17 protein-coding genes are annotated in these 14569 nt (G+C 47.0%); 1 reads left to right on the forward strand and 16 read right to left on the reverse strand.

Translation table 11 applies throughout. The annotated features are described in order from the left end of the window. Positions 1-3: 3 nt before the first annotated feature. The 4 genes from MKY23_RS23385 to MKY23_RS23400 all read right to left on the reverse strand — a co-directional run bounded on the left by MKY23_RS23385 (position 4) and on the right by MKY23_RS23400 (position 3098). A complete protein-coding gene (locus MKY23_RS23385) occupies positions 4-771 on the reverse strand; it encodes a DUF3600 domain-containing protein (protein WP_339832564.1) in 768 nt (255 codons plus the stop codon). After that, positions 758-1351: a sigma-70 family RNA polymerase sigma factor gene (locus tag MKY23_RS23390; protein ID WP_339832566.1), complete on the reverse strand. Its 594-nt coding sequence runs from the start codon at positions 1349-1351 to the stop codon at positions 758-760. The genes MKY23_RS23385 and MKY23_RS23390 overlap by 14 nt, the downstream gene beginning before the upstream one ends. Before the next feature lie 253 nt (positions 1352-1604). Further along, positions 1605-2393 carry an RNA methyltransferase gene (locus MKY23_RS23395; RefSeq protein WP_339832568.1) on the reverse strand — a complete coding sequence of 263 codons (789 nt, stop codon included), beginning with the start codon at positions 2391-2393 and terminating at the stop codon, positions 1605-1607. Between the two features lie 42 nt (positions 2394-2435). Continuing rightward, a complete protein-coding gene (locus MKY23_RS23400; protein ID WP_090919680.1) occupies positions 2436-3098 on the reverse strand; it encodes a TrkA family potassium uptake protein in 663 nt (220 codons plus the stop codon). Positions 3099-3266: 168 nt separating this feature from the next. Between MKY23_RS23400 and sspI the strand changes: the two genes are divergently transcribed. Continuing rightward, positions 3267-3500 carry a small acid-soluble spore protein SspI gene (sspI, locus tag MKY23_RS23405; RefSeq protein ID WP_036673259.1) on the forward strand — a complete coding sequence of 78 codons (234 nt, stop codon included), beginning with the start codon at positions 3267-3269 and terminating at the stop codon, positions 3498-3500. A 160-nt stretch (positions 3501-3660) separates the two neighbouring features. Here the strand turns inward: sspI and MKY23_RS23410 are convergent, their stop codons facing one another. The 12 genes from MKY23_RS23410 to MKY23_RS23465 all read right to left on the reverse strand — a co-directional run bounded on the left by MKY23_RS23410 (position 3661) and on the right by MKY23_RS23465 (position 14392). Next, complete coding sequence (locus MKY23_RS23410) at positions 3661-5244, reverse strand: peptide chain release factor 3 (protein WP_090919682.1); 1584 nt, start codon at positions 5242-5244, stop codon at positions 3661-3663. Positions 5245-5639: 395 nt separating this feature from the next. Then, complete coding sequence (locus MKY23_RS23415; RefSeq protein ID WP_053783291.1) at positions 5640-6038, reverse strand: DoxX family protein; 399 nt, start codon at positions 6036-6038, stop codon at positions 5640-5642. A 495-nt stretch (positions 6039-6533) separates the two neighbouring features. Further along, complete coding sequence (gene zwf / locus MKY23_RS23420) at positions 6534-8084, reverse strand: glucose-6-phosphate dehydrogenase (protein WP_339832573.1); 1551 nt, start codon at positions 8082-8084, stop codon at positions 6534-6536. Positions 8085-8262: 178 nt separating this feature from the next. Continuing rightward, a complete protein-coding gene (locus MKY23_RS23425) occupies positions 8263-9093 on the reverse strand; it encodes a YwmB family TATA-box binding protein (RefSeq protein WP_339832576.1) in 831 nt (276 codons plus the stop codon). A gap of 245 nt (positions 9094-9338) precedes the next feature. After that, positions 9339-10007, reverse strand: coding sequence for a response regulator transcription factor (locus MKY23_RS23430; RefSeq protein ID WP_090919691.1), 669 nt, complete (start codon positions 10005-10007; stop codon positions 9339-9341). Next, positions 9949-11064 (reverse strand): sensor histidine kinase, encoded by a 1116-nt coding sequence (locus MKY23_RS23435; RefSeq protein ID WP_090919694.1) that lies wholly within the window; start codon positions 11062-11064, stop codon positions 9949-9951. The genes MKY23_RS23430 and MKY23_RS23435 overlap by 59 nt, the downstream gene beginning before the upstream one ends. Positions 11065-11101: 37 nt before the next feature. After that, positions 11102-11749 (reverse strand): cell wall-active antibiotics response protein LiaF, encoded by a 648-nt coding sequence (gene liaF, locus MKY23_RS23440; RefSeq protein ID WP_339832582.1) that lies wholly within the window; start codon positions 11747-11749, stop codon positions 11102-11104. Positions 11750-11911: 162 nt separating this feature from the next. Next, the gene (locus MKY23_RS23445; protein WP_090919700.1) at positions 11912-12619 is read right to left on the reverse strand and encodes a PspA/IM30 family protein; all 708 of its coding nucleotides are present in this window, start codon (positions 12617-12619) and stop codon (positions 11912-11914) included. Between the two features lies 1 nt (position 12620). Continuing rightward, positions 12621-13115 carry a PspC domain-containing protein gene (locus MKY23_RS23450; RefSeq protein ID WP_154891096.1) on the reverse strand — a complete coding sequence of 165 codons (495 nt, stop codon included), beginning with the start codon at positions 13113-13115 and terminating at the stop codon, positions 12621-12623. Positions 13116-13132: 17 nt separating this feature from the next. Further along, on the reverse strand, positions 13133-13369 hold the full coding sequence (locus tag MKY23_RS23455) for a PspC domain-containing protein (protein ID WP_090919706.1): 237 nt from the start codon (positions 13367-13369) through the stop codon (positions 13133-13135). 4 nt (positions 13370-13373) lie between these two features. Next, on the reverse strand, positions 13374-14045 hold the full coding sequence (locus MKY23_RS23460) for a PspA/IM30 family protein (RefSeq protein WP_123064746.1): 672 nt from the start codon (positions 14043-14045) through the stop codon (positions 13374-13376). Positions 14046-14083: 38 nt separating this feature from the next. After that, positions 14084-14392, reverse strand: coding sequence for a hypothetical protein (locus tag MKY23_RS23465; protein ID WP_090919712.1), 309 nt, complete (start codon positions 14390-14392; stop codon positions 14084-14086). Positions 14393-14569 lie beyond the last annotated feature (177 nt).

The raw sequence follows: 14569 nt of genomic DNA on the forward strand, positions 1-14569 counted from the left end.
TAATCAGCGCACATGCAGCCCGATCTTTTCCAAATACATACTCATACGTTCTGTTAATTGATCCAGCTCAGCCCGCTGTTCATTGGATAACCGATCCATGTGATAGCTTCTGTCCGTGTCTTCCACTGTCGTTTTGTACGTCTTCATCTGTTCATATAAGGATCTAAAATCGGCATATTCTTCCTTCGTAAATGACTTTTCTGCCTTGGTAAACTGTTCCGCCCAAAATTCATCCTCGTCCATAAGTCTCGGTGAAACAGGTATAGCTGTTGACGAATTATTCTCTAACCCTTCCATTTTATTAAAAAAGGGCTGCAACTTTGCCGTGATCTGCTTGTACTTTTCCTGCTCCTCCCAGCTCCAGCTATCCGGATTCATTTTCCCCTGGGCATCAGCATGGGTCAATGCCATCTGTGCAAATTGTTTGAGCAGTCCCATATATAATACGAATTCACTTTCCGTAAAATGAGCCTGTGCCTGTTGCAGCTTTGCTTCCAATCGCTCATAATCCGCTACAGTGCCTCCTAAGGCAGTGATGTTATGTGGCGAGCTGTATATACTGTCAGCCAGATAGGTATACCCTGCGTAAGCTCCTGTAGGGATAATAAGTACGGCCGCGAGCAATGCAGTAACCCACCATTTTCTGCCGCGAGTTAGGGGAGACGATTTTTTTCGAACGTCATGGAGTACGTTATGTTTGACACGATCCGAGATAATCCAATCTTTCGTTTCCTCCTGATATGCCGACCGTAACTGTTCATCCAATTTCATTGGCATTGTCCACCTTTCTCGCAAATTCGGAGTGCAGTTGCTGCTGCTGTCTCAGCTTGGTAAGTGCCGCATGGATTCGAGATTTGACCGTCCCCAGCGGGATATCTAAAATGTCAGCGACTTCTTCCTGGGTATACTCGTTCAAATAGTGTAATGTAACCACCTGCTGCAACTTGTAAGGCAGACGCTGTACTTGCGCCAGTAAGGGACGATTGGCCAATCTATAGATTAGTTGGGACGAGAAATCTACTTCCATGCCCGTATCGGTATCCATCTGTTCAATCCGTTGCTTGAAGCGAAACTGCATCATTTTCCTGCGTCGATAACTCTTGACCTGTCGCATGCTAACCCCCATTAACCATGGCCGAAAAGCACGTCCAGTATCATATCGTGCCAGGGATCGATAAGCCTGAATATAAATCTCCTGCACCAGATCCTCGGCATCCGCCGCATCATGCACTAGAAAACGAACCGTACGATACACATCCGTTACCGTCTTCTCATATAACTCTCCATAAGCTTCATGGTCTCCAGCCAAGGTCAGTTTCACCAATGTTATGTACTCATTCTCTTCACTCATTCCCATCCCCCTTTCTGCTGATACTATATATTGGTTTTGGTCTATGATATCGTTCGATTTAATTTGGTGAATTCAATCCTGAATAAAAATAAAACCTATTCCAGACACTTCATATTGAAGGTGGAATAGGTCGTTCAATGCTTCACATCATCACCAAAAAGACTGGAATTTGCTCAGGGAAAACCCTCACTTTTTCCAGTCTCCATTCAATTGTTGGAGGTAATAGGGGTGGATAATAAGGGTAGGTACTATTTCAACCCATCCGCTGCCGCATCGCTTCAAACAACAATATCGTTGCTGCCATCGCGGCGTTAAGCGACTCCGCTTGTCCTTGCATCGGAATCGTAATTGCGTCATCTACGAGCTGTGCCGTGGTGTCCGAGATTCCCTTGCCTTCATTGCCAATGACAAGCCACACCGGCTGGGTAAAATCATAACTGTAACACGAATACTCTGCCTGCAAAGAGGTGCTAACCAGCCTCACACCTGCGGCTTTTGCCTCAGGAAGCAACGACTGCAATTCTCCCTCCACAATCGGCAAATGGAACAAAGAGCCCATCGTTGAACGAATCGTCTTCGGATTGTACACATCCGCACAACCAGCGCCAAGAACGACACCTGCCGCTCCGGCAGCATCCGCACTGCGAATGATCGTGCCCACATTTCCGGGATCTTGCACATTGTCCAGCACAACCACCAACCCTTGCGGCTCTGCAATCAGACTTTGCAGTGGCTCTTTGCTTTTTCGCACGATTGCAAATACCGGCTGAGGCGTCATCGTATCCGTACATTTGGCAATCACGGCAGGAGACACACTGACCCACTCGACTCGCTTCAATGGATTTTCCAATCCAGCCAGCTCTATAGGCACTCCCTGCTCACCGTCGTACACGATACACTCCAGATCAGCTCCGGCACCCAGCGCTTCCTGTACGAGATGAATGCCTTCGATTATATATTTATGTTGACGGGTTCGATGCTTTTTCTCCAGCAACTGTGCCCACTCTTTTACACGTGTATTTTGCGGTGATACAATATCCATCGTTCCATCCTTCCCGTTTGCGGGTTCACTATTATTCCTTAATCACTTCGGATAGGCCAGCTCAAGCTTCGTCAGATGATCCTTGTGCCCCACAATAACCAGCACATCTCCATCTGCAATCCGATCCTCGGCATAAGGGGAGATGTTCATTGAACCTCCGCTTTTAATGGCCATGACGTTACAGCCGAAACGTGCCCGAATGTTCAGCTCCAGCAGGTTTTTGCCAATCATCTGCTCGGATGCTCTGATCTCCAAAATGCTGTAGTCCTCGGATAATTCAATATAGTCCAGAATGTTAGGGGATGTTAAGTGATGCGCTACACGCAGACCCATATCCCGTTCCGGGTAAATGACTTTGTCCGCACCAATCTTCTGCAACACCTTGCCATGTAATTCATTTTGAGCTTTTACAATCAGCACGGGCACACCCATATCCTTCAATATCAAAGTAGTCAAAATACTCGCCTGTATATCTTCACCAATCGCTACAACAACAACGTCAAAATTACGTATCCCCAGCGCTCGCAGCGCTTCTTCATCCGTTGAGTCTGCCGATACTGCATGGGTTACCACATTGGACATCTCCTGCGTCCGCTGCTCGTTCGCATCAATCGCCAGCACGTCAAATCCCATGCCGCTCAGCGCATTCGCTATACTTGATCCGAATCGTCCCATACCGATTACAGCATATTGTTTCTTCGCCATCAGGGTATTTAACCTCCCGCTGCATTACGGCAAGACGCACCAGTTCTGGTACGATGCCAATGTAAATAATCCTTCGTAGTATACCACAAAGACGGAAAAACTTGAATGCGCTCACCCTCCACAGGGAACAGTAATACAGCAGCCGAATAAACCGAGGAGGGAATTGCGATGCCCATTACATTAAGCCTGCGTGAAGCGATTGTTCATAAGGTTCATGACAAAAGTGATGACCAGCTCCGGGAGATGATCGAAGGTTCAGTAGACGGACCCGAAGCAGCGTTGCCTGGACTTGGCGCCATTTTCGAGATGATCTGGAAGAACACAGAGCCTGCCAAGCAGGAGGAACTGATTCAGATCGCGCAGGAGCATCTGCACACCATTCCCGTACAACCGCTTCGATAATTGAAGCACTGACGGGTGAAGGGAACCATCAAACCGTTTGTTCTGTCTGCAAAAAAAGCTCCCCTAACCCGGCAGGATCAATCCCGCCGAGATCGGTAAGGGTAAAGCAAAAAAATCCCTCCACCACCCGGCGGAGGGATTTCATTATATCAAGATAACATTAAGGCGCAGTTTCAAGGAACTTCGCTGTCGGATTTTTATCGATCGCCGTTCTCATCGCATACTCATTCTCGAAGAGTACAACATAGTTTCCTTTTTTATCTTTTACCAGGGCAGAGTTAATCCGGAATTTGCTCGGGTCTAAGTTCTCGTCCACGATCCAGCGGGCAAACTGATACTGCATCCGTTGCAACTGCACATCTACCCCATATTCACCCTTCATCCGGTATTCGAATACCTCGAACTGGAGCTGACCGACTACGCCCAGAATGGTCTCATCAAAGCTCACCGTGTTAAACACCTGAATGGTACCTTCCTCCGTAAGCTGATCGATCCCTTTTTGATACTGTTTGTGTTTCAGGGCATTTTTAACCGTTACTTTGGCAAAAATCTCTGGCGAGAACGTTGGCAATTCATCAAATACGACTTCACTACCCTGACTGAGCGAATCTCCAATCCGGAAGATACCCGGATCGAACAGACCGATGATGTCGCCAGCATAAGCCTCTTCGACGATATCCCGATCCTGTGCCAGAAATTGCTGCGGTTGGGACAGCTTAATTTCTTTGCCTACACGATTATGCTTCACGCTCATGCCGCGCTCGAACTTACCTGACACAATCCGCAAGAACGCGATCCGGTCGCGGTGCGCAGGGTTCATGTTCGCCTGAATTTTGAATACATAACCCGTGAACTTTTCATTCGTTGGTTCAATTTCGCCTGCGGTACTGCGGCGCGGTTCTGGCTTCGGAGCCAGCTCCAGGAAATTCTCAAGGAACGTCTGCACACCAAAATTGTTGATGGCACTACCGAAGAAAATCGGTGTCAGTTCACCCTTCTGCACCTTTTCCATATCAAATGGGTCACCTGCTACATCCAAAAGCTCTAGCTCCTGACATAGCTGATCATGCAGGTACTCACCCGCCATCTCGCGGATAATCGGATCTTTGTATCCATCGACTTTTTGCACTTTGATCGTCGAATGATCGTCGCCTTGGAACAGCTCCACCTGATTTTTCATCCGGTCGTACACACCGCACAGATCACGGCCTGTACCAATCGGCCAGTTCATAGGGACGGAGCGAATACCCAATACGTTTTCCAGTTCTTCCATCAGGTCAAACGGACTTTGTCCCTCACGGTCCAGTTTGTTGATAAACGTAAAGATCGGAATGCCACGCTTCGCACATACCTGGAACAATTTGATCGTCTGTGCCTCGACACCTTTTGCCACGTCAATCAACATCACCGCGCTGTCGGCAGCTGTCAGTGTACGATACGTGTCCTCACTGAAGTCTTGGTGACCTGGAGTATCCAAAATGTTAACCCGATGATCCAGATAATCGAACTGCATGACAGAGGACGTAACCGAGATCCCCCGCTGTTTCTCGATTTCCATCCAGTCACTTGTCGCGTGTTTGCTTGCTTTCCGGGCTTTAACTGTTCCCGCAAGGCGAATCGCGCCCCCGAACAACAGTAGTTTCTCGGTCAATGTCGTTTTACCCGCATCGGGGTGAGAGATAATGGCAAACGTGCGACGTTTGTCCACTTCCTTTTGAAGAATGTTATTTGCAGCTTTGCTCATAGCGTCTATCCCTTTCATCCGTTCATTCACGTTAATCCGGTCAGTGCCGGTCGTCCATAGATTCACTCGGTAAACTTTCAAACGTAGTTGTAAACTCTAAAACTTTATGCCACCCGGCTAAGCCGGTTGATTATAAACTCGCATGTCATCCTCATCATCAGAGGTACACGATAAATTCATTTTACACATTTACAATGGAGTTCATCCTTTCAGATCAGTGCTTCCATTCATGCTTTTTCCCTCGTTCTCAATTCAACTCTCCTATTGTACCATAATCTGCACCGAAAATAACCGATTACGTTCCACCAATTCAACACTTTTCTTCGCAAAAAAAGAACCCTTCCGCCATGTAACTGGCATCCAGGTTCCTCTCATGTCCTACAGATCATTCGATTTTAGAAAATCAGTGCATCCAGCGCATATTGCCCCCCGCCTGTCAGAGCCAGAGCTACGCCCACCACAAGGATGGCGAGGTTATACTCGAATCCGTTCTGTGTAGACCAGTAACCGTTAGCACCATGTACTTTAACGATGGCAATCACCATGGTCAGTGCGATCAGGATGCCACCTACCGGTGTCAGCAGACCCAGCGCCAGCAATAATCCGCCGCCGAACTCTGCAAGTCCTGCCAGCAAAGCAACGAGTGCACCAGGTTTCATGCCCATCGATTCAAACCAACCGCCTGTACCTTTGATGCCGTAACCCCCGAACCATCCAAACAGCTTCTGTGCCCCGTGCGCCATGAACGACAAACCAATCACCAAACGAATCAACAACAACCCTACATCCAACATCATTTTCTTTTCCTCCATTCGATATATACAAAATAGTATTCTTAGATTAAAGATATTATGCGAAAATTTTTTCATGATACTGTCTGCCCGCAAACCCCTTCAACTGGTTTACCTTTTATCTCATGAATGTTCCTCTGCGTCGGATTTATATATCATTTTTTTGACCGAACGCAGCAGGTCTTTTGCTTAACTCTTTAACTCATGTGTTGAGTATAAGTTATTCACTTACTTTTTGTCAACAACTTAATTTAAATTATTTATTTCCTTTTGGTGGAACCTCTTTGGATCTACTTCTATGTCCGTGACTTCGATTCACTATCAACAGAAAAAAGCCTGAAAGACCGCATCTCTCATGCGATCTTCCAAAGCCCTCTTTTAACACAGATAGTTGAACTAAAGGGAGTTACACAGAGCATTCCGATGGGAAACCACCTGAACATTCGTGTTATCCCTTAATAACCTTTAAATTCCTTTATGGTCGATTCCCTCATGAGCTTAACCATTCACATGCCAAATGACGCTATCCTCATCCTGCCCATTCACCGGCCACCAGTGGAAACCATCCTGCTCCAGCAGCTTCGCTGTCTCCTCCGGGCCCCACGTTCCTGCGGGATATGTGTGCAATTCACCCTGATTACGGCCCCAAGCAGCCGCGATTCGGTCGACAAAAGACCATGCGGTCGCCACCTCATCCCAGCGGGTGAAGTATGTAGAATCGCCTTCTGCTGCATCATGCAGCAGGCGCTCATAAGCTTCGGGCGAGTTGATTCCGATCATGCAGCTCTGACAAAAGTCCATCGCCAGGGGCTGAATCTCGGAATCCGAGCCCGGCTTTTTGGCATTAATTTTAATATAAATGCCTTCCATCGGATTTACCCGAATCACGAGCAGATTCGGCTCCAGCTTATATTTTTTACCGAGGTATACGTTGTTCGGCATCGATTTGAACTCAACCACAATTTCCGTAGTTTTCACCGGCAGACGTTTGCCTGTCCGAATGTAAAACGGCACACCAGCCCAGCGAAAGTTATCAACGAATACGCGTGCTGCAAAATACGTCTCCGTATTGGACTCCGGATCAACCTTGTCTTCCTGACGGTAGCCCGGAAGCGGTTTGCCTCGGGACTCTCCTTCTGAATACTGGGCACGTACCACGTTGTTACGCACATCTTCATCCGACGTAAACTCACGCAACGAACGAAGCACCTTCACCTTTTCATCCCGGATATCCTCCGGGAACAGACGGCTTGGCGGTTCCATCGCAATCATCGTCAGCATCTGCAACATATGATTCTGACCCATATCACGGAGTGCACCGGAGTGGTCATAATATCCTCCACGCTCCTCTACACCAACTGTCTCACCTAGTGTAATCTGAACATTGGCGATGTGTTTATTGTTCCAGAGCGGTTCGAAGAAGGCGTTCCCGAAGCGAATCACTTCAATATTTTGCACCATTTCCTTGCCCAAATAGTGGTCAATCCGATAAATTTCCTCTTCCTTGAACACCTCGCGGATCTGTTCATTCAGCTTCTCGGCCGATGGCAGATCATATCCGAACGGCTTCTCAATCACCAGACGATTCCATCCACTGCCCTCCAGCATGCCGCCATCTCTCAAACTGTACGACACACTGCCAAACAACTCAGGCGCCAGTGCCAGATAGAACAGCCGATTTCCCGTTGTTTTGAATTTGGATTCCAGCTGTTCGGTCTGCTCCCGCAGTTCCCGGAACCCGTCCACGTTGTTGATGTCCAGTGATTTGTATTCAAAATGCTCGGCAAAAGCGTTCCACTCCTGCGAATCCCCTGCCCGGTAACGGCAGAACTCCTGGATAGATTCCAGGAGATCATCCCGGAACTGTTCCTGTGACCTCGGACGCCTGGCTATGCCAATAACCGCAAAGTCATCAGCAAGCTTGCCTTCACGGTATAAACTGTAGATGGCCGGAAACAACTTCCGGCGGGCCAAATCTCCCGTTGCTCCAAAAATGAAAAACACTGCACCTGGTGTCTGTACTTCATTTTGCATCTGTTTATTGTCCATAGGCTCCTCTTTCCTCCGGGAAGACCTTCTTATCCGCTTCCCGAGCTATGTAATAGTGTTCAGTTCAGTCGATCTCATTAAACCAAATAACAATTACCAGCAAGTCCCAACTTGGATGTGATGATATTTTAGCATATCCCCTGCCGGGAATCAGCTACAATATCATTACCTCCATCAATTAATATTCAATCGTGATCACCGGAAAACCGACAGTAACACGTGCATCATTCTGTCCACTGACTTGATGTACCGCAAGCTGCATATTTAATAGGTGCGAGCCGCTCATAATCTCCAGCGGTAACGCTGTCGCCTGATACGAAACACTGGCTGTAGCCCCATCTTCATAACGCTCAACTTCCATCATATCCAGTTCACGAGAGAGCTTCGCTTCCAGCGCCGCTAACTGTTCACCGGCCTTTCTCTCCGCACCAGCCTGAGCCATATTGAATACCTCTATTGTGGCTGGCTTGTCATTCCCTTCATTCATCTCACTTAACTTGCCCTGTACGGACATATTCCAGCTTGCTTCGTTCAAGTCGTGTTCAGTCATTGCCTCTGCCACCTGACCATGTAATGCAAGCAATGCCTGACGATCCAGTTTTGCTCTTCCTGCCAGCTGCACGATCACATAATATTCATCCTGTTCTGTACTCGCCACATTAAGCAACAACCCTATTGGGGATTCTGAAACGCCAACTTTTCCCTGGCTTCGATAGACCTCATGTCCGGTTTGAACATCCTGAACGGGAGCTTCAAGTCCCAGATCTGCTGCCAGCTTCATAGCTTGCATACGAGCATCTCCGTGGCCTGCGACTTGCCATTTGATCACCCATTGATCTGCATGTTTGATAACTGCATCTGCTGTATGTAACAATTGCTCCAGTTCTGCCACTTCGGTACCAGAACCTTTCGTTTCTACTTCTACATTCGCTGCATATACCTGTGTAACTCCGATTAAAATTATAATGGCTATGGCAATGACCCCTGTATTCATCCAACGTTTTATCAAGTGAATTCCCCCATTCGCTCCGCCAATCTATGAATCTATCAACAGCATGCCCTCTTCCGGCTTGACCTATACCCTTTTACGAGACTCTCTCTATGGGTGCATACAAAAAAAGCTCATCCACCACGTTAGGGCAGAACGAGCTTTCCGTTATATTCAACCTTGATTCTTTCATCTAAAATTTTTCAAAATTTTGTTTATTTCCATTCCAGACACATACCTTGCGGCTACCTGGCTATCGTATCAACTTACTCGGCTAATCCATTCTTATAGGCATAAATCGCGGCCTGTGTCCGGTCATCCACATCCAGCTTCGCCAGCAGGTTGGTTACATGGAACTTAACCGTCTTAATACCGATGATCAATTCGTCCGCAATATCCTGATTGGACTTGCCCTGGGCCAGCAAACGCAGAACATCCATCTCCCGATCGGTCAGTTCTTCATGTAAAGGTGCCGCCGCTTGTGGTTGTCTGAACCGATTCATCATCTTGGATGCTACCTGTGACTCCAGAACAGATTGCCCGCGGGCAGCAGCACGAATCGCATCAGCTACCTCATTGGCTCTGGACGTTTTCAGCAGATAGCTGAATGCTCCTGCTTCAATGACCGGATACATTTTCTCATCGTCCAGATAACTGGTCAGCACAATGACTTTGCATTCCGGGTTCATTTTGAGCACCTGACGTGTCGCTTCTATGCCATCCATACCTTCCATGACAAGGTCCATCAGCACAACGTCCGGCTTATACTCCTGTGCAAGCCTGATGCCTTCCTCTCCACTTCCGGCTTCACCGATCACTTCAATGCCGTCTTCCGTATCAAGAACCGCGGCAAGGCCTATACGCACCATCTCATGATCATCCACGAGCAACACTCTGATCGACGTTTCCGTCTCCGTTTCGACTTCCGGTTCCATTGACATGTTCTACCTCGCTTTCATCGTTCATCAGAGGGATGGTAATCTCAATCCGTGTTCCTTTGCCAGGTGCCGTCACAAATTGGATAGCTCCCCCAATCTCCGTAACCCGTTCACGCATATTCGCCAAACCATAGGAGGCCTGCTTCTGTTCATCCAGATCGAAGCCCTGCCCGTCGTCTCGAATCAGTACACGAACCGCATCCATTCGGCGTTGCAATCTGATCTCCATTTTCTCCGCTTTTGCATGACGCAACGTATTCGACATCGCTTCTTGCACGATCCGGAATAAATGGTTCTCGATTCCTTTGACCAGATGAATATCCTCGTCCATCTCCAGCACGATCTCCATCGGTACTTTGGTTTTGAGTTCCATCACCAGATCACGCAATCCCTGCTCCAGTTGTTTTCCCTCCAGATAGACTGGCCGCAGATGCAACAACAAAGCCCTCATCTCGGACTGAGCCACGGAAGCCATTTCTTCAATTAAAGCAACCTGCCGCTGTGCCCGTTCAAAATCCTTCTCCATCTTCCGGCCTACCGCCGTTGCTGTCATTGAGATCGCAAATAGCTGCTGTGATACCGCATCATGCAATTCCCTTGCAAGCCGTTGTCTCTCCTCTACAATGGCTGTAATTCTGGCCTGTTCGGCCAGCTGTGCATTGTTCGTGGACAACCGCTGGAGGGAAGACACCTGATCTTCCCACTTTTTGCCGATGCGACCCAGTTGTTCACTAAGCCGGCCGACATCATCCTGACCGAGATCGGGTACCGTACGGGAGAGTGATCCTTTTTCCCATTGCAACAAGGTTTCCGTTAACAATTCTAGCCGCCTTTTCACCCTATAACTCTGATAAAATCCAAATACCGCCCCAATCCCGATCAGAAGTAACAACAGAGCCAGCCCGGATTGAATCAGATGACGCCAGCCTGCAAATGGAGCCAGATAACCATATGTATACAATACATATAAAATAACAGCAAACACAATGAAAACAAGGAGGATCCCTTCACGCATACTTCGGGTAACCATATCGGTATGTTTTCTATCCTTCATCCGGGACCTCCTCCTTTTTTTCATCCATTTCTTAGTACTACGGATTATGAATATTTAAGTCGCCAACAATATACGAAATAACAAATTTCACTTTATATTCACTGGATTCATATCCAGGAGTTCTCCATACCAATTGATTCATCATGCCGCTATCCTGCTCGCCTAACAGATTAATTCGGCCAAATAGCACCGACGCCTCAATCTCAACTCCGTAATCCTCAGGCAGCGTTAGACGTACATTGCCCATAACGCCTTGCAACAGGACAATCGTTTGCTTCTCCTCAGGAATAGAGAGGGACAGATCCGCATTGACCTCGCCTATGGCATGCCATAGGCTCATACTGCGCAGCCTCCAGGAGGACTGATCCCAGTAATAACGGGCCATAAAATTTTGTTTTTTCATGACATCATCATGTAGATGAATTCTTTTGTTCTTGGAATAAAAATAAGCTAATGATGCGAGTACAATTATAAAGACAATCATCAAGTTATCTAGTAGCAGCAGGGCTGCACCAACACCAAGATAACGGTACCCTTTTTTGGTTTCTCCTTTTCGAATCTGAAGCATTCCAACCGTTAACAGAATAAGTGCGGCAGCCGTCAACAGGTTCATATTCCGGTTAAAGAGCATTAGAAAACCAACCACAATAATAATGACTGCAATCCAGTGACTTTTTTTACTCATTTCTGCCGCACCTCCTCTGTAAGTTCATCTACGATCTGGATTTTCTTCATTCGACGGAAAAGCCATAGCAGGCACTGAAGTCCTGTATGGCTTAACTTTTGTTCTACGAATCGTATAGGCTACACGATCTATAGAATATCATATTGTCCAGCAAGCGAACAGTTATTCTTTAGAAGTATCGATCGCTTCGTTCTTGGAACCATTGCCCATTTTGTTTTTCAGAGCCTGCAATTGTTGATCTACTTTGAATTGTTTCTCCAGATCAACCGGATTGGTGTAGGAAGCTCCAGTATTGCGGTATGGCGCACGGGCTACATCTGCCTCAGCTTCAAGTTGCATGATTTTCTCTTCCATGCGGTGGAATCCAAGGGATGCGCTTCCGCTCTCAATGGAATGCAAGCTGTTGATCGAAGACATTTGTTTCTTAGCTTTAGCCATCTGTGCACGGGATACAAGCTCATTACGTTTGTTGCGCATTTTGTAGAATTCATCTTTCATATCATGCAACTGTTGCAACAGATCTTTCGCTTGTGCTTCAGATTGAGCGTGCAGTTCGCGGTATTCCTCAATTTTTTGATCAAAATAAATTTTCTCTTCCAGCAATTTGCGTGCTACTTCTTCCTGACCATTCGACAGAGCAGCTTCAGCTTGGGACTCACGTTGTACCGAAGTACGTTCTGCTTCATCCAGACGTTGCTTCATGCGGCGCTCGTTAGCCATTTGTTTAGCAACCGTCACCTCAGCCTCATGAATTTCGGCCTCCATATCACGCAAGTACTGGTTCAACATTACAATCGGATCTTCCACTTTATCCAACATGTCATTTACAGATGCCTTCGTCATATCCTTAATCCGTTTAAATACTCCCATTTTACTTTTCTCCCTTCTCGTAACGAGATAATTTTTGGCGAAGCTCTTCAACTTCTTTTTTCAGTGCCTTCTTTTCAATATCTTTCATCATGGAATCCAGTTCACTTTCGTGCTGGCTTCCTGCGCCATAAGTGTTGTTGTCATAGGAACGCGGGCCGGAGTGCGGTCTGCTGTTGTATCCTGGACCAGGGCCAAAGCCGGGACCCGGTTGATTAGGGTTGCTGTTAAAAGGATCTCTTGGAGGCTGATGGTCATAACCACCATAACCTCTGCCAGCACCAGGGCCGTAACCATATGGATCATATGGTGGGAAAGGCTCTTTGGGTACGACGAGAGCGGCGATGAAGTAGATTAACAACGTCGTGCCCCCGGTTGCAAAGATACTGATAACGAAGATGATCCGTAATAGCGTAGAATCCATTCCAATTGCCTCGGATATGCCGCCGATTAGACCGGTCATCATTCGGTCACGCGTTGAGCGGTATAGTTTGCTCATGTGCTTGCTCCTTTCGTTTACTTGTAACCTCTACTGTGATCGGGACCATATACATACGGATCTGCGTAGTTAGGTTCCTTAGGTACAACCAATGCTGCGATGAAGTAGATGAATAGAGATGTACCACCCGTTGCGAAGATACTGATGAAGAAAATGATCCGTAGCAGCGTGGTACTTAATCCTAGATTTTCAGATATGCCGCCGATCAAACCTGTCAGCATACGGTTGCGCGTTGAGCGGTATAATTTATTCATTTTACTACTCCTTTTTATCGTTATTGAGCTTTTGCTTCAAGCGCTCCAGCTCTTTGTCCAGTGCAGAGGATGACATGTTACCGGATAAGCCGGAACCATCCTGACCCATTCGCCGGATTTCCCGAAGACTCTGTGCCTCATATTCGAGATCGGAGACTTGGTCATCCAGCTTGTTAAACATACCGGGTACATTTTGACCACTGTAGTTTCCACGTTGATTCATTCGTTGTTGCAACTGAATGGTTTGCATTCGAGCGTAGTAATATTGGCGTTTGCTATACACATTCTGATACTCTGCCTTCAACTGATTGATCTGTTCATCGAGTTCCTGCAGTGCAGCAGCGCTTTGTGTGTACAATTCAGTGTATTGATCCATTTTTTCCTCATGGAGAATTTTCTCCTGCAGAGCCAGCTTGGCGAGATGTTCCTCTCCGGCTTTCAAAGCCATAGATGCCTGTTCCTCTCGTTTGTTAACCATAGCGGCGGCTTGATCTGCCTGCTGTTTCATTTGTCTTGTATGACTTGCATACTGGTGTCGAAGCTTTTCGGCTTCTCCTATGTCTTGGCGGGTCGAGACCAGGAACTGATCAATCAGTTTAACGGGGTCCTGACTTTGCTCCAGATGTTCGTTCAGACTAGCTACGGTGATATCCCGCATTCGACGAAATACACTCATTATGTTCTGTCCCTCCTTTTAGTTTATCGTGAAAATTCTTAATAACGGCGACGTGAATTGCGATTGTTGCTCAGCATCGAGATACCGAAGATAATCAATCCGATTGCGATAATCGGCCCGATCAGCCAAGCCAGTTTGCCCATCAGAGATACGATACCGATGATCAGAACGATCCATCCGAGCGTTACATTTCCTCTTTTAATTCCGTAATACCCTAGTGCAATCATCAAGACCGGAATCAGGTAACCCATCAGATGTCCAAGCAATGGTGTTAACTTTCCGAAGAGAATCAGAGCACCAAGTACAATCAACACAATCGCCCAGCCATTTCCCTTGTTCATTCTCATAATTGTTGTTCACCGCCCTTCCCGATTTTACTTTTTTGTTTTTGAACTTCAATCTAATCGCTGTTAGCCTAATCCCTGCATTTGTTCAATGCATCGTTTAATCCGTTTGTTGAAAACTTGCTTGTTTTTGTTTCCGTGTTTCTTGTTTAACCTTATGTCCTTATTCTAGGGGATTCA

The organism is Paenibacillus sp. FSL R7-0272, assembly GCF_037969905.1.
GTDB classification, from domain to species: domain Bacteria; phylum Bacillota; class Bacilli; order Paenibacillales; family Paenibacillaceae; genus Paenibacillus; species Paenibacillus polysaccharolyticus.